Consider the following 22,436-nt stretch of genomic DNA (forward strand, 5'->3'; position numbering starts at 1 on the left):
GATCGGTTACAGATACATATATTGTTTGATTATCTGTACCCGGATAAGCATTCAAATTGGTAATGTGATTGGTACCCGCTTGAGCATTGGCACTACTAGTATAGAAAAATACTTCATAATCAGCCGCTGACAATCCATTGAGGATGATTGGTACAAACTGATTCAAATTAAATGTACTACTAGACTGGCATATAGACGATTGCGCTGTTGTGGGGGTGGTTAATGGCATTATAGGTACTTGATAAGTAAAATCTTGAGAATAACTACCTCCATAATTATCAGAATAAGTAAATGTATGCGTATAGTTTGTAGATACGGAAGGTGTTTCTGCATTAAATGTATATGGATTACTATTTACATTATCCCAATTTTGTGATACAATTGTTGGTTGAAAAGTTAAATCTTGCGGCAGAAAACTTGGATTAAAATCAATTCCCCATGAAAAAATATAACCATTATCTACACTTAAATGATCTGTTACTATGATAGTCCAAATACCATTTATTGGAGATCCTATAAAATTACTAAAAGAATTAACTGGCTTGTAATCTCCAGGAGCAACAGTTGTACCGCCTGAACCACCCGTAGTTGGAATGGTGGGACCAGCAACAAGTGTAGTTGTAGCTGTATTAGTAAAACAATAATTCAAACCAGTACCTACTAGTGTAGAAGGGTCATCAAAAGGGTTACCTAGAAATGTTCCACCACCACCAGGATAAGCTTTTAAAATACATTGTTGACCGTTGGGACTTCTCAAAACGATGTCTAAATCACCTAAATAAGAATGCTCCATATTTAAACATATATTTAAAATATCATTTGCTGAAGTTATTAATTTTGTAGGGTCATAACAATCAACATTAATACTTGTTTGATAAGACGCTCCATTACCGTCAGGTAAAAAAGTTACTCCAACTACAGGTGGAGAACAATCGTATTGATATTCAATTGGAGTAACTGTAGCATTTAAAGTTATAGGTTGACCAGGGCAAACAGTTACTGGTGCAAATGTAACATTAGGCGGAGACGCAACTTGAACTATTATATTCAATTTATTTGTACTTTGACATCCATTAGAATCAATAATTTTTAAATTTACTAAGATATAGCCGGCATTTGGAAAATTGTGAACAATGTTTTGCCCAGTTTGGGTAACGCCATTGCTAAATTCCCAGATATAAGTAGCTCCAGCACCAGAATTTCCAAAAACGCCCGAACCATTAAAAGATACATTTTGGTTTTGAGAAATTTGTATTACACTATCTACTGCAGATGGAGTTGAACTTACTAAATTTGAAACTATCGTTTGACAAATGGGTACACAACTTATATTTGCTTCCCAACCAGAATTGTTAGTTGTACCATCTGAAATAAATCGTACAGTTAAGCAACCTGAACCATTTGCAGCAGTAGCTATTATGTTTGTTGGCAAAGTTGTACCAGTATAGGTGCCTAATAATGGAGCAGAAATAGAATTACCATCATAAATATACATTTTATCAGCATTATTTTCTATATTAAAGGCTGTAAATGTAAGTTTCATTGCAGTATTTGCTGTTGTAGGACAAAATACTTTTGTGAAATTTTCATTAGAATTATACCCAACATTGGCACCACCTGAATCAAAAAAAGTACCTGTACAAGCACTTACAGGTGCATTTGACATATTGAATTGAGAAAAACAAGTAACGCTTGTAAGAAATAGTATGTAAAATAAATATTTTTTCATTTTATTATATTTAAAAAAGATAAATAACAAATAAGGCTTTAATTGTATTTTGGTTTAAATTGAGGATGTATTACAATGGCATAATTGGTTTGATAAATCCTATAAACCATATCGTATGGTTCAAAAAAATTCAAATCATATTTCAATATATTAAAAGTATTTGTGTCGAATGGATAAGTATCTCTTGTTAAATTTGGATTATATTTATTAAACAATGGGATATTAGATAAGTTAAGGTATTTTTCATCAATTTCGTATTTTAATTCAATAATTTCATATCTTTTGTTTAAAATATCGTTTAAATCTTTTAAGTTTTGTGGGTCGGTTAAAACTAATTTTTCTAATTGATCCGCATATACTTCTACAATTCTAGCATCTACAGCTGTTTTTTGTACTTGAGCAGTTGAAATAATAGGAATACTTAATGATAAAAGCAGCAATACTAATTTTTTCATAATAATAAAACTTATTTATTTTGTAATTTTTTTTAAACAAAAAATTTGATGAAACATAAAAATACATTTTTTTATCTACAACATAAAGTTGTTTTCATTTAAAAATCTACATTTTTTCATTTCAAAAAATGTTTATAATTTATTTTTAGGTGCGAAAATTACAAAAAAAAATAATAATAACCATAATTTGAAGCTATAAATTTAATAGATGAATAAAATACAAATCTAAATTGTATTTATTTTTCTTTGTCCAATTCTTTAAAAATATTTTATAAGTGTTATTTGTCGTTAAATTAACGCTTTATGACTTTAAAAAATAAAAACAATATTATTTTTATCGATATTTAAATATTTTAAAATAATTAAATAAAAAATATTAGCTATTCAATTCATTATTTTGAGTTAATTTTGTAGCTGGAAAGTATTTATGAAGGATCAATAAATTTTAAGATTTCATAAAAAAAATATGGTTATTTAAAAATGTTATGAAAATATATACAAAAACAGGGGATAATGGAACGACTGCTCTTTTTGGTGGTACTAGAGTTCCCAAAGACCATGCTCGGATAGAGAGCTATGGCACTGTAGATGAACTCAATTCGTACATAGGATTGATAAGAGATCAAGACATTAACGAAGCATATCAAAAGGTGTTGATTGAAATTCAGGATCGGTTGTTTACTGTTGGTGCCATTTTGGCAACACCTCCAGAAAAAGAAATTAAAAAAAATGGAGAGCCAAGATTGCAAAAATTAGGCATTATTGAAAGTGATATACTTTTTTTGGAACAAGAAATGGATCAAATGGATGCTTTATTGCCTCCAATGACACATTTTATATTGCCAGGTGGACATGTTATAGTGTCATATTGTCATATTGCACGTTGTGTTTGTCGCAGAGCCGAACGTTTGGCGGTACATTTAAGTCATTTTGAAGGGGTGTCTGCGCTTGCTATTGCTTATTTGAACAGACTATCTGACTATTTGTTTGTATTGGCACGGAAATTGAGTTTTGACTTGCAAGCCGAAGAGGTAAAATGGATACCTAGAAAATGATTATTAATGGATGTTTGATCTGGTTGATGAAGAACCAAAAAGACATCATTTTTATGAAAAATAAGGTAGAAGATGCCGCTATTTTGGTTTACAATGTGATGTTCTTAAAAAAAATTGAAAAATAAATGTAAATTTACTTGATTTTTTCGGTAAAAAAATTATTTTTGCACAAATTAAAATCTAACAAGATGTATTGGACTTTAGAATTAGCATCTTATTTAAGTGATGCACCGTGGCCTGCTAACAAAGATGAGCTTATCGACTATGCGATTAGAGCTGGAGCTCCACTTGAAGTTGTAGAAAACCTTCAATCTATTGAAGATGAAGGAGAAATTTACGAATCGATGGAAGAGATTTGGCCAGATTATCCAACAGACGAAGACTATCTTTGGAACGAGGATGAATATTAATAGAATAAAAGAAGAAAAGTCTCAAAAGAGGCTTTTTTTTTCGTTAAAATAACTAAATAAAAACAAAAAGTAAAACAATAAATTATGAGTTTCATAAACAGTATATTGAAAGTTTTTGTAGGCGATAAGTCCCAAAAGGATGTTAAAGCTACACAACCTTATATAAAAAAAATCAAGGCATTGGAAGAGGCATTTAGTAGTTTGTCTCATGATGAATTAAGAGCAAAAACAACAGAATTTAAAACGAGAATTCAAAATGCAAGAGCCGAAAAGGATGCCAAAATTGCAAGCCTGCAAATTGAAGTAGAACAAACGGAAGACATTGATAAAAAAGAAGATTTGTATTTGGCCATTGATGCTTTAGAAAAAGAAGCTTATGAATTATCTGAAAAAACATTATCAGAAATATTACCAGAAGCATTTGCAGTTTTAAAAGAAACCGCCAAAAGATTTAAAGAAAACACCAGTGTTACCGTTAGTGCAACCGCAAAAGACAGAGCACTTTCGGCTACAAAACCATATATTACAATTGTGGGCGACCAAGCCAACTGGGCTAATTCATGGAATGCCGCTGGAAAAGAAATAACTTGGGATATGGTGCATTATGACGTGCAACTTATTGGTGGTATCGTTTTGCATGAAGGAAAAGTTGCCGAGATGCAAACAGGAGAAGGAAAAACTTTAGTTGCTACATTACCACTTTATTTGAATGCCCTTACAGGCAATGGAGTACATTTGGTAACCGTTAATGATTATTTGGCCAAACGTGATAGCACTTGGAAAGCTCCTTTGTTTGAATTTCATGGTTTGACTGTAGATTGTATAGACAATCATGAGCCAAACTCCGAAGGTCGAAGAAAAGCTTATGAAGCTGACATTACTTATGGAACAAATAATGAATTTGGATTTGATTATTTGAGAGACAACATGGCCCATTCGCCAGAAGATTTGGTTCAAAGAAAACATAATTTTGCTATTGTAGATGAAGTAGATTCGGTTTTAATTGATGACGCTAGAACACCATTGATTATTTCTGGGCCTGTGCCACAAGGCGACAGACATGAGTTTAATGAATTGAAACCTAAAATTGAAGGTTTGTATAATTTGCAAAGACAATTGGCTAATGGATTTTTGACAGAAGCCAAAAGGCTCATCAAAGAAGGTAACACAAAAGATGGTGGTTTTCAATTACTTAGAGCATACAGATCTTTACCAAAAAACAAAGCTTTGATAAAATTTTTGAGTGAAGAAGGGATCAAACAATTGCTTCAAAAAACAGAAAATCAATACATGCAAGATAACAATCGCGAGATGCCAAAGGTAGATGAAGCATTGTATTTTGTGATTGAAGAGAAAAATAACCAAGTTGAGCTAACAGAAAATGGTTTCAAATATTTATCCTCGGGGTCTGAAGATGAAAACTTTTTTGTGTTGCCAGATATTGGAACAGAAATTGCTCGAATTGAAAAATTAAATTTAAATAAAGAAGAAGAATCTGAAGAAAAAGAGCATTTATTTCAGGATTTTTCTATTAAAAGTGAACGTATTCACACCTTAACACAGCTTTTGAAAGCCTATACCTTGTTTGAAAAAGATGTGGAATATGTGATTATGGATCATAAAATTTTGATTGTAGATGAACAAACAGGCCGTATTATGGATGGCCGTAGGTATTCTGATGGTTTGCATCAGGCTATAGAAGCCAAAGAAAATGTAAAAATTGAAGCAGCGACTCAAACATTTGCAACCATTACCCTTCAGAATTATTTTAGAATGTACCGTAAGCTGGGTGGCATGACTGGTACTGCTGTTACCGAGGCAGGGGAATTATGGGAAATTTACAAGCTAGACGTAGTGGAAATCCCAACAAACAGAGGATTATCTCGAATTGACAAAGAAGATTATATTTACAAAACTACACGAGAAAAATTTAACGCAGTTATCGAAGATGTAACGCAATTGAGTCAAGCTGGTCGTCCAGTTTTGATTGGAACAACGTCTGTTGAAATTTCGGAATTGTTGAGTCGTATGTTGAAAATGAGAGGTGTAGCGCATAATGTATTGAATGCTAAAATGCACAAACAAGAAGCTCAAATTGTTGAAGAAGCAGGAAAACCAGGTGTAGTAACTATTGCTACCAATATGGCAGGTAGAGGAACCGATATCAAATTGACACCCGAAGTAAAAGCGGCGGGCGGATTAGCAATTATTGGTACAGAAAGACATGATTCCAGACGAGTAGATAGACAACTACGAGGGAGAGCTGGCCGACAAGGAGACCCTGGAAGTTCTCAATTTTATGTTTCTTTGGAAGACAATTTGATGCGATTATTTGGATCTGAAAGAGTTGCCAAAGTTATGGACAGAATGGGGCTAAAAGAAGGCGAAGTGATCCAACATTCGATGATGACTAAGTCTATTGAAAGAGCTCAAAAGAAAGTAGAAGAAAACAACTTTGGTACACGAAAAAGATTATTGGAATATGACGATGTGATGAATGCCCAACGTGAGGTGGTTTATAAACGTCGTCGTCATGCACTGTTTGGCGAACGATTGAAACTGGATTTGGCCAATATGCAATATGACACTTGTGAATTGATTGTTAATACCAATAAAGGTGCAAATGATTATAAAAATTATGAGTTTGAATTGTACCGCTATTTAGGTATCGAAAGCCCAGTTTCGGAAGCTGAGTTTGCTAAAATGAACGCAAATGACATTACGGCCAAAGTATATAAAGCTACTGCTACTTATTATCAAGAAAAAATAGATAGAACTGCCAAAGCGGCAATGCCAATCATTAAAAATGTTTTTGAGGATATTAATAATAGATATGAAAGAATTGTAATTCCATTTACAGATGGCATTAGAGAACTGAATATTGTAACCGATTTGAAATTGTCTTACGAGTCTGAAGGGAGTAACTTGATTGCTGATTTTGAAAAAAATATTACGCTTGCTATTGTTGATGAAGCTTGGAAAAAACATTTAAGAAAAATGGACGAACTTAAACAATCCGTTCAATTAGCAGTGCACGAACAAAAAGATCCGTTACTTATTTATAAATTAGAAGCATTCAAATTGTTTAGTAATATGCTCAATACCGTAAATAAAGAAGTGGTTTCGTTTTTGATGAAAGCTGATTTGCCTCAATTGCAATTGCAAGTTGCACCACCTCCAACTACTGCTCCTATAAAAGTAAATTATACAACAAGCAGAGAAGAAATTGCTTCTAAAGAGGTTACATCTGAAACTGCTATTGAAGAAACCAATACCCAACAACGTCAGGTAACAGAAACCATTGTAAGAGATGCACCAAAAATAAATCGAAACGACAATGTTACCATTCAACATGTTGCAACAGGTAAAACAGAAAATATGAAATACAAAAAAGCCGAAAATTTATTGTCCTCTGGAGAATGGATTATTGTAAATTAATACTTTTTTTAATAAATAAAAAAGCCAAAATATATTGCTATATTTTGGCTTTTTTATTTTAAGAAAGATACAATTATTTTGTTTTCTTTACATATTGTGTTAAAATATAAATATTTTGATTTTCTACTCTACCTTCTATTAAATTGGCATCGTCCCAAACCAACTTGATATGATGTACAGCAGCGCCTCTTTTTGCAGTAAAAGTAGCTCCTTTTACATCCAAATCTTTAATTAAAACTACAGAGTCGCCATCTTTCAATACAGCACCATTACTGTCTTTATGTACAACTTTGTTTTCGTCTTCCTCTTCGCCTTCGCCAGTTGCTTTTGCCCAGTTTAAGGCTTCTTCTTCCAAATACATCATCTCGAGCAAATCATTATTTTTTAGTCGAGCAAGCATCCGATAGGATAAAATTTGAACAGGTAAATGCTCGCTCCACATGCTTTCTGATAAACCTCGCCAATCTTTTTCGTCGGTAGTTTCTGGATTTTCTATTTGATTTTTTAAATTTTGGGCTATTAATACCGAATGTTCTAAACTTTCAGCCGTATAAGGTGCTAGTGTATAAACTACTAAATCATGTTCTGTACCACTAATTTCACAAATTGCACCACTACGGTCCTTCAGTTTTTTTTCTATTACACTCATTGGATATGATTTTTTTAAATTTTGGGCAAAGGTATAAATTGCAACCTAAAAAGAAATAAAATTAATAACAATTTGCAAAAAAAAGGATAACTTTGCATTAAAAATCAAATAAAGTAGCCTATTGATATTATCATGTAGCCCAACACAAATATTAATCTTTATTTATTTATAACTATTCTTTTTTCTTCAAAATATTATTAAAAAATAGCATTTGATAAGGCAAAGCATTTTCCCAATATTCCCACGTATGTGCACCAGGTCTTTCGATATAGTCGTGAGGTATTTTATAATACAACAAGCGTCTGTGAAATTCTTTATTTATTTCATATAAAAAATCCTCTACACCGCAGTCAATTATCAAAGGTATTTTATTATTTTTAATTTTTTCTATTTGATCCATAATTGTATATGGTTTGTATGCTTGTGGATTTGTAACTTCTTTTCCTAATATTGGTTCAAATAATGATTTTGTTCTCTCGATACGCTCAGGACTAATCATAATAGTCATATCCACTACTCCACTCATACTCCCTGCTGCACAAAACAGGTCTGGATGTTTAGTAGCTAAATATAAAGCTCCATGTCCTCCCATAGAAAGACCTGATATTACTCTTCCATTTTTATTTGAAACCGTTCTGTATGTAGCGTCAATTTTTTGGATAACTTCCTGACTAATATAGGTTTCAAACTGGCTGGCCTGATTTAAAGGACTATTGATATAAAAACTAAAAGTTTCTCCTTCAGGCATTACAACAATGATGTCGTATAAATCTGATAAATTTTTAACCAAATTAGGGTTTGGTGTAGATTGTAACCAATTGTCAAAATGTCCATAAGCACCATGCAATAAATACAAAACAGGATAATTATTTTTACTTTTTGAATAATTATTAGGTAACACAATTGCCGCTTTGTAACTTTTATTCATGCTTTTTGATGCTATTAGTAAAGTATCTACTGTAGCAGCAAATGATACCGAAACATTTAGCATCATAAAAAATAAAAATAATGTAATCTTTTTCATGTTTTTTTTAAAGTTTATGTTTAACCGGAATCCAAATCTCTTCCTCGGAATTGGGGTCGTTATTTTTATATTTTTCGCCTAAAATTTCAAATTGAGGTCGATTTTCCAATTCATATCCCGAGGAAGGCAACCATTCCATATAAATCGATTTGAAAAAAGCTGCAACTCCTTGTTGATCTCCCTTATATTGAAAAACGGCATACAAACCTGATTCAATTTCCAATGTTTCCATATCGTTCGGAATATTTCCAAAACTAGAAACTTCCACCGCAGCCCATTTTACAAAAAGTGTATTCGGCTGAAAATCAAAGTTTTCAGGATTCACTTGAATGTTGTACAAATTTGAACCAACGGTGTTTTCAATTTCTTTTCGTCTAGGCATAAAACTACTCCATAATTCAAATGCTCGATAATCAGCATACGAAAATGAAAGGTTTTTACCTATGAATTTAGTGGTTGGAAAGGTTTTAAGGATTGGTTTCATTTAAAATATTAATTTATTACATATTCCGTCTATATTGCCCTCCCACTTCAAACAAAGCACTGGTGATTTGACCTAATGAACAAACTTTGGTGGCATCCATCAATTTCTCAAAAATGTTTTGGTTTTTAATGGCTGCTTCTTGAATGCTATTCAATTGTTCCGCTACTTTCTCTGCATTGGTTTGATGCAAATTCGCTAACATTTCAATCTGATATTGCTTTTCTTCTTCTGTGGCACGAATCACTTCTGCCGGAATAACCGTTGGCGAACCTTTGGAACTTAAGAACGTATTCACACCAATAATTGGGAATTCACCCGTGTGTTTCAAGGTTTCATAATACAAACTTTCTTCTTGAATTTTAGATCGTTGGTACATGGTTTCCATCGCACCCAAAACCCCGCCACGTTCTGTAATTCGGTCGAATTCTTGTAAAACAGCGTCTTCTACTAAATCCGTCAATTCTTCAATAATAAAAGAACCTTGAATTGGATTTTCATTTTTCGCCAACCCTAATTCTTTATTAATAATCAACTGAATAGCCATAGCTCTTCGCACGGATTCTTCTGTTGGTGTTGTTATTGCTTCGTCATAAGCATTGGTATGCAAGGAATTACAATTATCATAAATTGCATACAATGCTTGTAAAGTCGTACGAATATCATTAAAATCAATTTCTTGTGCATGCAACGAACGCCCCGAAGTTTGAATATGGTATTTCAACATTTGTGCTCTTTCATTGGCTCCGTATTTGTTTTTCATGGCTTTCGCCCAAATTTTTCGAGCCACTCGACCAATAACTGCATATTCAGGATCGATTCCATTCGAGAAAAAGAACGATAAATTCGGACCAAAATCGTTGATGTTCATTCCTCTGCTTAAATAGTATTCCACATAAGTGAACCCATTAGATAATGTAAATGCTAACTGCGTAATTGGATTCGCCCCTGCTTCAGCAATATGATATCCAGAAATTGAAACCGAATAAAAATTACGAACATTTTGTTTGATGAAATACTCTTGCACATCACCCATTAATCGCAAGGCAAATTCGGTAGAAAAAATACAGGTATTCTGTGCTTGATCTTCTTTCAAAATATCGGCTTGAACCGTACCACGAACTTGTGCTAAGGTTTTCATTTTTATATCTTGATAAATATCTAAAGGTAAAACTTGATCGCCCGTTACGCCTAAAAGCATCAACCCTAAACCATTATTTCCTTCTGGTAAGGCATTAGCCCCCCCGCCCCCGAAGGGGGAGTTGTCTGTTCGATAAGCAGGTCGGGGAATGTTTTTAGAATCGTATAATTCAATTAATTTTTCTTCAACTAGGTGTTGCAAACCATTTTCAATAATGTATTTTTCACAGTTTTGATCGATGGCCGCATTCATAAAAAATCCTAACAACATTGGTGCTGGTCCATTAATCGTCATGGAAACAGAGGTCATTGGATGACTCAAATCGAAACCAGAATACAATTTTTTTGCATCGTCTAAACAACAAATCGAAACTCCGGCATTTCCAATTTTTCCATAAATATCAGGACGAATATGTGGATCGTTTCCGTATAAAGTTACTGAGTCAAAAGCCGTTGATAAACGTTTTGCTGGTAATCCGGCAGAAACATAATGAAAACGCTTGTTGGTTCGTTCTGGACCACCTTCTCCTGCAAACATTCTACTTGGGTCTTCGCCTTCTCTTTTAAATGGATACAAACCAGACGCAAAAGGAAATTCTCCCGGAACATTTTCTTGTAAATTCCATTTTAAAATATCACCCCAAGCTTGGTATTTTGGTAAAGCCACTTTTGGAATTTGCGAATGTGATAAGGATTCGGTATGTGTAGCAATTTTAATTTCTTTATCACGAACTTTAAAACTATACACTGGATTTTTGTATTTATTGACTTTTTCGTCCCAAGTTAAAATAATTTCCCAATTATAAGGGTCTAAATTCATTTTTACTCGGTCAAATTCTTTTGTCAATAACGAAACAAAATCTTTGTTATCCGCAGTAATTTTCAATGAACTTTCAATAATTCCTGCTTTATCTAATTGCGGTAAATTTCCGTTAACCGATTCCACAGTTTTAAAAATCCCATATAATTTTTGGGCTACTTCTACTTGAGAAAGAGCGGTTTCATCGTATTTTCTATTATTTTCGGCAATTTCAGATAAATAACGCGTTCTATGTGGAGGAATCACGAAAATTTTCTCACTCATTTCACGTGTAATTTCAAAAGTCGATTTCAAATCGGCTCCTGTTTTTTCTACAATCTTATCCATGATGGATTTGTAGAGTGTATTCATACCTGGATCGTTAAATTGTGAAGCGATTGTTCCAAAAATAGGCATCTTATCGGTATCCACATCCCACAAATTATGATTGCGTTGGTATTGTTTTTTCACATCACGAATCGCATCTAAAGCACCTCGTTTGTCGAATTTATTCAATGCCACTAAATCAGCAAAATCCAACATATCAATTTTTTCTAACTGTGTAGCAGCTCCAAATTCAGGTGTCATTACGTATAACGAAACATCCGAATGTTCTAAAATTTCGGTATCCGATTGACCAATTCCAGACGTTTCTAAAATAATAATATCATATTGAGCGGCTTTTAGTACTTCAATTGCTTCAGCCACATATTTGGATAAAGCCAAATTGGATTGACGAGTTGCCAACGAACGCATATAAACTCTAGGATTATTAATAGCATTCATTCGGATTCTATCGCCTAACAAAGCACCACCAGTCTTACGTTTGGATGGGTCAACCGAAATTAATCCGATGGTTTTTTCAGGAAAATCAATTAAAAAACGACGCACCAATTCATCCACTAATGATGATTTTCCAGCACCACCAGTTCCTGTAATTCCTAAGACGGGAGCCGCCCCCGAATGAGGAGCTTCTGAAGATTGTGGAAATAGAGTATGAAATTTTTCAGGATTATTTTCAGCTAAAGAAATTAATCGGGCAATAGTATTTACATTCTTATTCTTGAGATTTTCAGTCAAATTTTCTGCAGCCATTTCAGCTCCCCCTTCGGGGGTTGGGGGGCACCTTTTCACCAAATCATTAATCATCCCTTGCAATCCCATGGCACGACCATCATCTGGCGAATAAATTCTTTCAATGCCGTATTCGTGTAATTCTGAAATTTCAGAAGGCAAAATTACACCTCCACCTCCACCAAATATTTTGATATGTCCAGCCCCTTTTTCCTTTAATAAATCATACATATATTTGAAATATTCATTGTGTCCTCCTTGATAAGAAGTCATCGCAATGGCATTCGCATCTTCTTGAATGGCAGTGTTTACTACTTCTTCCACACTTCTGTCGTGTCCAAGATGAATCACTTCAACGCCTGTGGCTTGAATAATTCTACGCATGATGTTTATGGCTGCATCGTGACCATCAAAAAGTGAAGCAGCGGTTACTATTCTTATTTTATTTTTAGGAATATAAGGTGTTTGTTGAATCATTGTGAATTTTAGATTAAATTAATGGGTGCAATTTACGAATATTTTAAAAAATATAAAAAATAATTAAAATGAAATCATTTCAAAATTTTGTTGAAAAGGATTTAGAGAATCCAATAATTTTTGAATAAAATTTGGACCATATTCTATATAAAATTCTGAAAAATTTAGTTGTCTTTCTTGCAAACTTCCATTAGGAAAAATTTCGTTTTGCAATGCTTGCATACGATCTAATTCCGAATGAAATTGTTTTTTTTGGGCATTTAACAATTTTTTTTCTAAATTGTCCAAGCCTTTTAATTGCTTCATTTCTTGAGCTTTTACGGCTCCATAAAAAGATTTATTTGTTTGATGAGCTAATACATATAATGCTTCAAACTGTTTTTCTAAAAACTTTTTTTGTTGCGAAAAATCAATAGGAAATTCGGAAAGTTCTTTGGTCTTTTGGGTTAATAACTCTTGTTTTGTTAAAAATAAATCATGTGCCGAAACATGCCATTTTTTCATTTTTGAAACTTGTTTTTGAGATAAAACAACAACTGAATTTCTAATTAATAACATTGGAAAAACAACATGATGGGCTTCAAAAGTAGATTTTAGTTCTAACCAATAAGCCAATTCCCCTCCCCCTCCAATATAGCACAAATTGGGTAAAATCACTTCTTGATACATGGGCCTCAAAACCACATTTGGGCTGAATTTTTCTGGATTAGTTTCTAATAAATCCAATAAGGCTTGTTTTGTAAAAGACAAATTGGTGTTTAGTACCTTAAAATTGTTACCATCTGCTACAATTCGTTCTCTGATTTGATGGTCTAAATAAAACAAATTGATTTCACGAGGCGTAACTTGAGGTTTGTAATTTTTAAAATGTTTACAAGTTTCAGAAATTTTCTTATAAGATATTTGTTCTAACAACTCCATTTTTACAAAAGGAGAAAAAATTTGTTTCAACTTGGGTTCATTGGCATCTAAAATAACTAAACCTTGTTCGCCAAAAAGTTCGTTAGCTAAATATCGGGTAGCATCTGCCAAATTATCATGTTTTAAATAGGCATTTTCAAACCATTTTTTTATGGTTTTAGCATGAATATTAGTTCCCATTTCTTTTTCAAAAGTGGACAAAAAAGCGGCTAAACCTTCAGTTGAAATGGAACCTACAGCTCCTGAAACGGTTTTGTCCCAACGGAATTTTTTTCCTTTAAAATTAAAAAAATTGATTTCTTCAAAATCATGATCTTCTGTGGCCATCCAATAAACGGGAACAAAATGTTGTTGTGGAAATTGTTGTTTTAAAGTCTTACAAAGATTAATAGTAGTTATAATTTTATATAAAAAATATAATGGCCCAGTAAACAAGTTCAATTGATGTCCCGTAGTTATTGTAAAAGTATTTTCATACAATAATTGACTAATATTATGACTAGTTGTTGCAGAAACATTTATATTTTGATATTGATTGTTTAAAACATCAACTAAAATTGATCTGTTTTTTAATTGAAGATTGTCAAAACTAGCTTTTTTTTCGTTGATTTGACTTTGAAAATTTTCGATATTTGGAAATCTATTATACAAATGAGCCATTGCATTATTTTGATTCAAATAATCAACAATAATGGGTTGAAAAAAACGAGATTCTTGATAAGCAACACAATCTGATGACATAGTAAATGGGTTGATAAATAAGTTACAAATCTAAAAAAAATAATGATTAATAAAGTATTTAATTCGTTTAATTAGACGGATATATTTATTTTTTTTAAAAGATTTTAATACAATTAATCAATAGCATATTTTAAAATAGTTTCAAATAAAACTTCAGAATCTACAGGTTTTGTTAAAAAATACGACATTTTAGCTTTTATAATATTGTTTTTGTTGATGTTTTCTGCAACGGCCGAAAGGGCTATTATGGGAACTTCAGGCTGAAAGGTTTTTATTTGAACAGAAGCCTCAAAACCATTAAGTATCGGCATCATGATATCCATTAAAATTAAGTTGTATTTTTTAGATCGTGCCATTTTTACTGCTTCGGCACCATCATTGGCTACATCACAATTGAAACCGTCATTTTCAAGAATTTTTTTGGTCATTAATTGATTGATTTTGTTATCTTCAACTAATAGAATATGGAGGTTTTTTTTCTTATCTATCTGATTATCAATAACTATTTTTTTTGGTTTTACTATTTCAAAAATCAAATCAAAATAAAAAGTAGTGCCTTTATTTTCATTAGAAATAACATGAATGTCAGAATGAAACAAAGTTAAAGTTTTTTGAACAACAGACAAACCTATTCCGTTTCCGCCGTAATCTTTTTTGATATTATCCTTTCCTTGAAAAAAGGGTTCAAAAATTTTTGATTGCATTGCTTTTGGAATTCCAATACCCGTATCACTAATATGGAAATTAATACTTACTTTATTATTATTTTTATATGTTAATTTTGTATTTATAAAAATATCCCCTTTTTTAGTAAATTTAAGTGCATTATCAATCAAATTTAATATAATTTGAGTTATTTTCATTTTGTCAATAAGTAATAAATCGGGGGTGGCATCATCCAAATTCAAATGTACGGTATTGTCGTTTGAGTGAATAAATTTTAAGGAATTTGAAATATTAATAATTAATTGATTCAAATTGGTTTCTTCATAATGAAATTCTTGTGTTTTGGATTTATTTAATGTGTTGAAAGCAATTATATTATTTACAAGATTTAACAAATAATCTGACGAAAATTTCAGGGTGTTACTCAATTCTCTCTTTTGATCTTCGGCTTGCTTGTTCATTATCAAATAAGCAATACTTTTTATGGTGTTAAGAGGCGTTCGCAATTCGTGAGAAATGGTATCCAAAAATCTTCTCTTCGTTTTAATAGCTTGTTTTAAAACGGTATTGGTTTTTCTTAATTCAAGGTTTCTTTCTTTTAATATTTTATTTATTTTTGTTTTATAAATAGCATTTTTATATTGAAAAATCGAAAAAATAATTAAAATTAATATGATTAAAAAACTTAAAATTAAAATATAATATTGGTATTTTGATTTTATTTTGTTGGCTTTATTTTCTTCTTCTAGTTTTTTATTTTCATAATAATTTTTAAACAATTTGAGTTTCAAATATAACAATCCACCAGAATCATTATTTTTTTGAAGTTCAATTTTATTTTGTATTTCAATCGATTGTTGAAAATGATAAGCTGCCTCTTGATATAGTCCTTTCTTCAAACTAATATCTCCTTTCAATTTATGGAATCGGGTATCTGTAACATCGCTTACTAATTTACGTTCTTTCAAGTTTTGAACATACAATTTAAAATACCTTTCAGCCTCGGACAAATGGTTTAAATTTAAGTGAGAAGAACATAAAAAAACGTATAAAAAAGTTTTTCTTTTTACCTTTTCATTAGAAATATCTATGTTTTTGATACATTCATTAGCAAAATATATGGATTTTTCCCATTTTTTTGATTTATAAGCATATAACGACGAATTGTAATTGACATCTATTTTCTCTTCTGGTTTGCCATATTTATTCAAATAATACAGTGCCAAAATATTCCATTTTTCTTTCAATTCTGATTCAGCTTGATAACTGTATAGCACCGATTTCATTTCGCAAAACAAACCAAACTCTCTTGGATTGGGTTGTTTTTTTAATAAATTGAATCCTTTGTTTATGTAAACGTTGCATCTATCGTATTCGCTATTTTCCAAATAAATATCATAAACTTCCCTATAAAATGCCAATATTTGATTAGTATTTTTTGTGAGTAAAATTTGTTTTTCTAAACTATTTATCCATTTGATTCCTTTAGAATAGGTGTTATATTCTCTTGAAGCAACTAATTGTTTCGTTTGGTTTAGCTCGTCCATTGTTGATTTTGGAAGCGCTTGAGCCATACCTATAATAGGTAGAAAAAGAAATAATAAAATATACAAATATTTTTTACACATAAAAGTACGACATGAATGATTGAATAAACTAAATTGTTGGGGCAATTGTTAGTCGTTTAAATAAAACAACCACACCGTTTCTATCCAAAAAAAGTGTGGTTGTTTGTTTATTTCCTTACAAAAGGTGGTAAAAGTTTGCTAGTTACTTCCCCAAACCCTATTCTAACTTCGTTGTTAAAAGCAAAACCTTTAATAATCACGGTGTCATAATCATTGATAAACTTTCGTTCAGAGCCATCGCTCAATTGAATGGGATTTTTGCCACCCCAAGTTAGTTCAAGCATAGATCCAAAACTATTTGGAACTGGTCCAGAAATAGTACCCGAGCCCATCATATCGCCAGAATTTACCCTACAACCGTTGCTTGTGTGGTGTGCCAGTTGCTGGCTCATTGTCCAATACATGTATTTAAAATTAGAGGCCGTTACAAGCGTAGGATGGGCGTTTTCTGGCTGAATGAAAACTTCCAAATGAATATCAAAGGCATGTTTTCCTTTTTGTTGCAAATAGGGCAACGGAGCGGGATCTTGTTGTGGACCTTTGGTTCTAAAAGGTTCTAAAGCATCCATAGTAATAATCCAAGGTGAAATAGAAGAGGCAAAATTTTTGGCCAAAAAAGGTCCTAACGGAACATATTCCCATTTTTGAATATCCCTAGCACTCCAATCATTAAGAAGTACCATACCAAAAATGTACTCCTCTGCTTCATGAACGGGAATATTTTCGCCCAATAAATTGGCATCGGTAGTGATAAAAGCAGTTTCTAATTCAAAATCAATGAATCGAGACGGGCCAAAAACGGGAGATGTAGCACCCTCTGGCAAAGTTTGCCCCATGGGTCTGTGCACAGGAACTCCAGAAGGAATAATAGACGAACTCCGACCATGATAACCAACAGGAATATGTAACCAATTGGGCAACAAAGCATTAGCAGGGTCTCTAAACATTTTTCCTACATTGGTAGCATGTTCTTTACTGGAATAAAAGTCTGTATAATCGCCAATGAGTACTGGCAACTGCATTTCAACATCGGCAACATTAAAAATAATTTGATTGCGATGGTTTTTATTATCTCTTAAAATGGGATTTTCGGCATCAAAAACAGAGGCAATGCGGTTTCTAACCAATCGCCAAGTCTTTTTTCCGTCCGAAATAAAGTCGTTCAAAGTATCTTGCATGAACATATCATCGGTCAAATCGATACCTTCAAAGTAATTTAAGCGTTGAAAAGCACCTAAATCGATGGCATAATCACCAATTCGAGTACCAATGGTAACTTCATCTTTTTGTGTTAAAAAAACTCCAAAAGGTATATTTTGAATAGGAAAATCACTATTTTCAGGCACATCAAGCCATGATTTTCGGTTAATTTGATTGGCTGTTATTGGCATTATTTATGGGATTAAAATTTTTATTATTTGAGTTATCAAATATATTATAAAGAATTATTGTAGCAAATCTTTTTTTGTATTTTTGCAAAGAATTTAATGAAAAATTAGAAATGCAAAACGACACACAAATTTTTGATCTTATTGTAGAAGAACAAGACAGACAAATACATGGCATTGAGCTTATTGCCTCAGAAAATTTTGTTTCCGACCAAGTGATGGAAGCAGCAGGAAGTTGTTTAACCAACAAATATGCCGAAGGTTATCCTGGTAAAAGGTATTATGGTGGTTGCGAAGTAGTGGATATTGTAGAGCAAATTGCCATTGATAGAGCCAAAGAATTGTTTGGAGCAGCTTATGTTAATGTGCAACCACATTCTGGTTCGCAAGCCAATACTGCGGTATATCATGCTTGTTTAAAACCTGGAGATACCATTTTGGGGTTTGATTTGTCTCATGGTGGTCATTTAACGCACGGCTCGCCTGTAAACTTTTCTGGAAGGTTATATACACCCGTATTTTATGGCGTAGAAAAAGAAACAGGACAGTTTGATTATGATAAAATTCAAGCAATTGCAACAAAAGAGCAACCAAAATTAATAATTGCTGGGGCATCTGCCTATTGTAGAGACATGGATTTTGCTCGTTTCAGACAAATAGCTGATAGTGTTGGTGCTATTCTTTTGGCAGATATTTCTCATCCTGCAGGATTAATTGCAAAAGGATTGATGAACGACCCCATTCCACATTGTCATATTGTAACTACTACAACCCACAAAACACTAAGAGGGCCAAGAGGTGGCATGATCATGATGGGTAAAGATTTTGAAAACCCATTTGGACTTACAACACCAAAAGGTGAATTGAGAATGATGTCGTCTTTATTGGATTTGGCGGTTTTTCCTGGTAATCAGGGGGGGCCATTGATGCACGTTATTGCTGCAAAAGCAGTAGCATTTGGCGAAGCATTGAAAGACGAATTTTTTACGTATGCCCTTCAAGTTCAAAAAAATGCAAAAGCCATGGCAAAAGCATTTACAGACAGAGGCTACGATTTGATTTCGGGTGGGACAGATAACCACATGATGTTGATTGATTTACGTAATAAAAACATTACAGGAAAAGAAGCTGAAAATGCTTTGGTTAAGGCAGAAATTACAGTAAACAAAAACATGGTGCCTTTTGACGACAAATCGCCGTTTGTAACTTCGGGAATTCGTGTTGGTACGCCTGCAATTACGACTCGTGGTTTAGTAGAATTGGATATGGAAACTATTGTGGCATTGATAGACAGAGTACTTACAAACCATACAGACGAAGCTGTAATAGAAGCCGTTGCACAAGAAGTAAATGACATGATGGGCGAAAGACCCATGTTTGTTTATTAAGACAGCATACTCTTATTTAGAGTGTTTGCGTTAGGGATAGCAATGGAAATCCTTTTTTGAAGCTTTTTCTGCCTCAAAAAAGATTATTTTACAAAATTATATTTCTTTTGGAGTTCAATGAACGTTGTTTGTAACGGATAGCACGACCCTTGGAAACACCCAAAATATATTCATTTGAATGGCTATTTTTTATATAAAATATAGCCATTTTTAATAAAAATATACTAATATTCATATAAGGTTTCTAGCTTTTTTCAACTGTTAGAAACCTTTTTTCAATAGTAATACAATATGATTACGCTACAAAAAGCCAACTGCCAAGATATAAAAATAATACAAGATATTGCTTATAAAACTTGGCCATCGACTTATCAAAATATCATTTCAAATGCCCAAATTGCATTTATGTTGGACGCATTTTATAATGATAAAACATTAACAGACAATATTTTAAATAAAAATCATCATTTTGTTTTAGCTTATGAAGGGGAACAATGTTTGGGATTTGGATCTTATGAATTTGATTATCAAAACACCCAAAAAACCCGTATTCATAAACTGTATTTGCTACCTAATTGTCAGGGAAAAGGAATAGGGCAAGAATTGCTAACTTATATTACAAATGAAGCCTTACAACAACATAATATTGGTTTGCATTTGAATGTTAATAAATACAATCAAGCCGTTTTGTTTTACAAAAAACAAGGATTTGAAATTACAAAGGAATACGATTTAGAAATTGGGCAAGGTTATTTGATGGAAGATTATATTATGGAGAAAAAAATTTAAAAAAATGAAAAAAATTTTGTGTTTCATGTGGATGTGTTTTGGCGTTGTGGTGCACGCTCAAGAATCGTTTTCGGTATATTTTGATAGCAATCAATATATGCTTAATGTGTTAGAAATCAAAAAATTAGATGCTTGGATGCAACAAAACCATGAGGTTAAAATTGTTGGTACCAATGGCTTTTGCGACGAAGATGGCAGCACGGGTTTGAACGACACATTAGCCCAAAAACGAATTGACTTTGTGTACCGATATATGCAATCCAAAATAAAATTTAGAGCCGATTTTAAAACCCGAAATTTTGGAAAACTGCATCAATTGTCCAAAATCAAGGCCCAAAACAGACGGGTAACCTTGTATTATATTTTGGCAAAAGATTTAGATAAAGAAAATGATATTTTGGGTATTAAAAAAGAAGAGGTACCATTGATTAAGAAAAAAATACAATTTCCAGAAAAATTAATGTTTGAAAACCCCAATGGCAGCAAAACCGAAATGGCAATGGACACTTTGTTTATGAAAAAAATAAATGAAGCACAAGTGGGCGAAAAACTTAAGATAGAAAATTTGAATTTTATTATCAATACCTTTGCAGTTGTAAATGAATCTAGGGTAAAATTATATGAAATACTATTTGTAATACAAAATAATCCGCAACTCAAAATTGAAATTCAAGGACATATTTGCTGCATGCCATCGGACAAACAAGATTTATCTACACAGCGAGCAAAGGCTATTTATCAGTTTTTAGTAGCAAATAATATACCAAAATCGCAATTGTCTTACAAAGGATTTGGAAGTACCAAACCAATATTTAGCATACCCGAAACCCATGAAACAGAGCGGGCTGCCAATAGACGAGTTGAAATAGAAATTTTAGACAATAGACCGTAAAAGCCCTTTTGATATGTATTCTAAACAAGAAAACCAACGACTTAAACAAGAATTTTGGATTGCATTTGCTCAAAAATACCCAAGAAAATGGCTTTTGTATGATACTAAAATAAAAGATTTTTCATTTAAGTTTTTGGGCGAAAACAAAAAAGTTCAAGTTTTAATAGACATTGAACACAGAAATGAATCTAAAAGATTACAGTATTTTGACAAAATAAAAGCACTTCAACATATTTTAGAAGAAGAATTTATTCGAGATTTAGTTTATGAAAAAAATTATATATTAGAAAATGGTAAGACAATTTCTAGAATTTGGATAGAAAGAAGTCCTATTTCTATTTCAAATAGACAGCATTGGGACGATATATTTGATTTTTTTAATGAAAAAATGTCGGCTTTTGAACTGTTTTTTGCCGAATATGATGAATTTATCCAAGATATTGATGACAACTAAAAACAGCATTTCCCAACAAAATATAAATCCATGATTTGTAAATTGCTGGGAAATGTACTATTTATAACTATTTTATGCAAAAATTTATTACTCAGAAGCTCTGTTGGCTATGTTGCCCCCTGAATTTTTTTCAATATCGATGGTTTTAGGATTATGATAATAATCAATGCTTCCACCGCTCGAAACGTTGGCGTCCAAATTCAAAATAGGATACACTTCTACATGCCCTCCGCTCGATGCTTCTGCTTCTATATCATTCACTTTCAGTCTGTTACCTTCAAAAACACCACCACTAGATGTCGTAGTTTCTAAATGCAGTGCCAAGCCTCTTATATTGACAATTGCGGCACTCGACACATTGACATTGACATTTTCTGATTGAATATCCATTTTAACATTTGCGGCACTCGAGGCTTCCAACGAAAAATTTGATGTAACAATTTGGTTTTGTGTGGTTACACTACTTGCCGCATTGGCCTCAATTGCTTCTAATTTTTCAATATAAACCATTACTTTTATAGGTAATTTATTATTTTTTATATAAATTTTATCTGAAATATATATTTTTAAAACATCGCCCTTAACTACCGTTCGTATGTTTTGAAGCATATTTTCGTCAGATGTTACGATAATTCGTTGTTGCTTGCTCTGCACAATAACCAACTGAATGGCATTACTAACTTCAATATTTGTAAAATTTTCTTTTACTTTTCTGTTTTCTGTTTTGATTTTGCCACTTGCTTTAAATGTTTTTCCTTCATGACAATTTGAAAACAGTATGGCTAAAAAAAAGGCTAAAACCCAACGTGTGATTATTAAAAATATTCGTGTCATAAGG

The 22,436-nt window shown here is 32.4% G+C and carries 17 protein-coding genes; 7 read left to right on the forward strand and 10 right to left on the reverse strand.

From position 1 onward, the window contains the following. On the reverse strand, positions 1–1,729 hold a 1,729-nt coding region (locus tag B0A58_RS13085; protein WP_133063141.1), incomplete at its 3' end, for a PKD domain-containing protein. Between the two features lie 38 nt (positions 1,730–1,767). Then, positions 1,768–2,184, reverse strand: a complete 417-nt coding sequence (locus B0A58_RS13090; RefSeq protein WP_089081432.1) for a hypothetical protein — start codon at positions 2,182–2,184, stop codon at positions 1,768–1,770. A gap of 485 nt (positions 2,185–2,669) precedes the next feature. Between B0A58_RS13090 and B0A58_RS13095 the strand changes: the two genes are divergently transcribed. From B0A58_RS13095 to secA, 3 genes are all read left to right on the forward strand, one after another. Then, positions 2,670–3,239 carry a cob(I)yrinic acid a,c-diamide adenosyltransferase gene (locus tag B0A58_RS13095; RefSeq protein ID WP_014084537.1) on the forward strand — a complete coding sequence of 190 codons (570 nt, stop codon included), beginning with the start codon at positions 2,670–2,672 and terminating at the stop codon, positions 3,237–3,239. A gap of 188 nt (positions 3,240–3,427) precedes the next feature. Continuing rightward, positions 3,428–3,649: a DUF2795 domain-containing protein gene (locus B0A58_RS13100; protein ID WP_007138072.1), complete on the forward strand. Its 222-nt coding sequence runs from the start codon at positions 3,428–3,430 to the stop codon at positions 3,647–3,649. A gap of 84 nt (positions 3,650–3,733) precedes the next feature. After that, positions 3,734–7,087, forward strand: coding sequence for a preprotein translocase subunit SecA (secA, locus tag B0A58_RS13105; RefSeq protein ID WP_089081433.1), 3,354 nt, complete (start codon positions 3,734–3,736; stop codon positions 7,085–7,087). Between the two features lie 73 nt (positions 7,088–7,160). Here the strand turns inward: secA and B0A58_RS13110 are convergent, their stop codons facing one another. From B0A58_RS13110 to fahA, 7 genes are all read right to left on the reverse strand, one after another. Beyond that, entirely contained in the window at positions 7,161–7,736 is a 576-nt protein-coding gene (locus B0A58_RS13110; RefSeq protein ID WP_014084539.1) for a PhnA domain-containing protein, read from the reverse strand. Positions 7,737–7,908: 172 nt separating this feature from the next. Then, on the reverse strand, positions 7,909–8,760 hold the full coding sequence (locus tag B0A58_RS13115) for an alpha/beta hydrolase (protein WP_089081434.1): 852 nt from the start codon (positions 8,758–8,760) through the stop codon (positions 7,909–7,911). Positions 8,761–8,767: 7 nt separating this feature from the next. After that, positions 8,768–9,244, reverse strand: coding sequence for a GyrI-like domain-containing protein (locus tag B0A58_RS13120; RefSeq protein ID WP_089081435.1), 477 nt, complete (start codon positions 9,242–9,244; stop codon positions 8,768–8,770). Between the two features lie 16 nt (positions 9,245–9,260). Next, complete coding sequence (locus B0A58_RS13125) at positions 9,261–12,731, reverse strand: methylmalonyl-CoA mutase family protein (RefSeq protein ID WP_089081436.1); 3,471 nt, start codon at positions 12,729–12,731, stop codon at positions 9,261–9,263. A gap of 63 nt (positions 12,732–12,794) precedes the next feature. Next, the gene (bshC, locus tag B0A58_RS13130) at positions 12,795–14,393 is read right to left on the reverse strand and encodes a bacillithiol biosynthesis cysteine-adding enzyme BshC (RefSeq protein WP_089081437.1); all 1,599 of its coding nucleotides are present in this window, start codon (positions 14,391–14,393) and stop codon (positions 12,795–12,797) included. Positions 14,394–14,506: 113 nt separating this feature from the next. Further along, positions 14,507–16,606 (reverse strand): response regulator, encoded by a 2,100-nt coding sequence (locus tag B0A58_RS13135; protein WP_165766346.1) that lies wholly within the window; start codon positions 16,604–16,606, stop codon positions 14,507–14,509. Between the two features lie 188 nt (positions 16,607–16,794). Further along, positions 16,795–18,078, reverse strand: a complete 1,284-nt coding sequence (fahA, locus tag B0A58_RS13140; protein WP_089081439.1) for a fumarylacetoacetase — start codon at positions 18,076–18,078, stop codon at positions 16,795–16,797. 110 nt (positions 18,079–18,188) lie between these two features. Between fahA and B0A58_RS13145 the strand changes: the two genes are divergently transcribed. The 4 genes from B0A58_RS13145 to B0A58_RS13160 all read left to right on the forward strand — a co-directional run bounded on the left by B0A58_RS13145 (position 18,189) and on the right by B0A58_RS13160 (position 21,598). Next, entirely contained in the window at positions 18,189–19,463 is a 1,275-nt protein-coding gene (locus B0A58_RS13145; RefSeq protein ID WP_089081440.1) for a serine hydroxymethyltransferase, read from the forward strand. A gap of 291 nt (positions 19,464–19,754) precedes the next feature. Then, positions 19,755–20,252: a GNAT family N-acetyltransferase gene (locus tag B0A58_RS13150; protein WP_089081441.1), complete on the forward strand. Its 498-nt coding sequence runs from the start codon at positions 19,755–19,757 to the stop codon at positions 20,250–20,252. A 4-nt stretch (positions 20,253–20,256) separates the two neighbouring features. Beyond that, complete coding sequence (locus tag B0A58_RS13155; RefSeq protein WP_089081442.1) at positions 20,257–21,144, forward strand: OmpA family protein; 888 nt, start codon at positions 20,257–20,259, stop codon at positions 21,142–21,144. A 13-nt stretch (positions 21,145–21,157) separates the two neighbouring features. Continuing rightward, complete coding sequence (locus B0A58_RS13160) at positions 21,158–21,598, forward strand: DUF4268 domain-containing protein (protein WP_089081443.1); 441 nt, start codon at positions 21,158–21,160, stop codon at positions 21,596–21,598. A gap of 87 nt (positions 21,599–21,685) precedes the next feature. Here the strand turns inward: B0A58_RS13160 and B0A58_RS13165 are convergent, their stop codons facing one another. Beyond that, a complete protein-coding gene (locus tag B0A58_RS13165) occupies positions 21,686–22,432 on the reverse strand; it encodes a head GIN domain-containing protein (protein ID WP_089081444.1) in 747 nt (248 codons plus the stop codon). Positions 22,433–22,436: the final 4 nt, after the last annotated feature.

The organism is Flavobacterium branchiophilum NBRC 15030 = ATCC 35035, from assembly GCF_002217205.1.
Classification (GTDB): domain Bacteria; phylum Bacteroidota; class Bacteroidia; order Flavobacteriales; family Flavobacteriaceae; genus Flavobacterium; species Flavobacterium branchiophilum.

Coding starts and splice junctions, on each gene's coding strand:
- B0A58_RS13155 (WP_089081442.1), top strand. CDS start 20,257: ATGAAAAAAATTTTGTGTTTCATGTGGATGTGTTTTGGCGTTGTGGTG.
- fahA (WP_089081439.1), bottom strand. CDS start 18,078: ATGCCAATAACAGCCAATCAAATTAACCGAAAATCATGGCTTGATGTG.
- B0A58_RS13145 (WP_089081440.1), top strand. CDS start 18,189: ATGCAAAACGACACACAAATTTTTGATCTTATTGTAGAAGAACAAGAC.
- B0A58_RS13100 (WP_007138072.1), top strand. CDS start 3,428: ATGTATTGGACTTTAGAATTAGCATCTTATTTAAGTGATGCACCGTGG.
- secA (WP_089081433.1), top strand. CDS start 3,734: ATGAGTTTCATAAACAGTATATTGAAAGTTTTTGTAGGCGATAAGTCC.
- B0A58_RS13110 (WP_014084539.1), bottom strand. CDS start 7,736: ATGAGTGTAATAGAAAAAAAACTGAAGGACCGTAGTGGTGCAATTTGT.
- B0A58_RS13090 (WP_089081432.1), bottom strand. CDS start 2,184: ATGAAAAAATTAGTATTGCTGCTTTTATCATTAAGTATTCCTATTATT.
- B0A58_RS13115 (WP_089081434.1), bottom strand. CDS start 8,760: ATGAAAAAGATTACATTATTTTTATTTTTTATGATGCTAAATGTTTCG.
- B0A58_RS13120 (WP_089081435.1), bottom strand. CDS start 9,244: ATGAAACCAATCCTTAAAACCTTTCCAACCACTAAATTCATAGGTAAA.
- B0A58_RS13160 (WP_089081443.1), top strand. CDS start 21,158: ATGTATTCTAAACAAGAAAACCAACGACTTAAACAAGAATTTTGGATT.
- B0A58_RS13125 (WP_089081436.1), bottom strand. CDS start 12,731: ATGATTCAACAAACACCTTATATTCCTAAAAATAAAATAAGAATAGTA.
- bshC (WP_089081437.1), bottom strand. CDS start 14,393: ATGTCATCAGATTGTGTTGCTTATCAAGAATCTCGTTTTTTTCAACCC.
- B0A58_RS13095 (WP_014084537.1), top strand. CDS start 2,670: ATGAAAATATATACAAAAACAGGGGATAATGGAACGACTGCTCTTTTT.
- B0A58_RS13165 (WP_089081444.1), bottom strand. CDS start 22,432: ATGACACGAATATTTTTAATAATCACACGTTGGGTTTTAGCCTTTTTT.
- B0A58_RS13135 (WP_165766346.1), bottom strand. CDS start 16,606: ATGGACGAGCTAAACCAAACGAAACAATTAGTTGCTTCAAGAGAATAT.
- B0A58_RS13150 (WP_089081441.1), top strand. CDS start 19,755: ATGATTACGCTACAAAAAGCCAACTGCCAAGATATAAAAATAATACAA.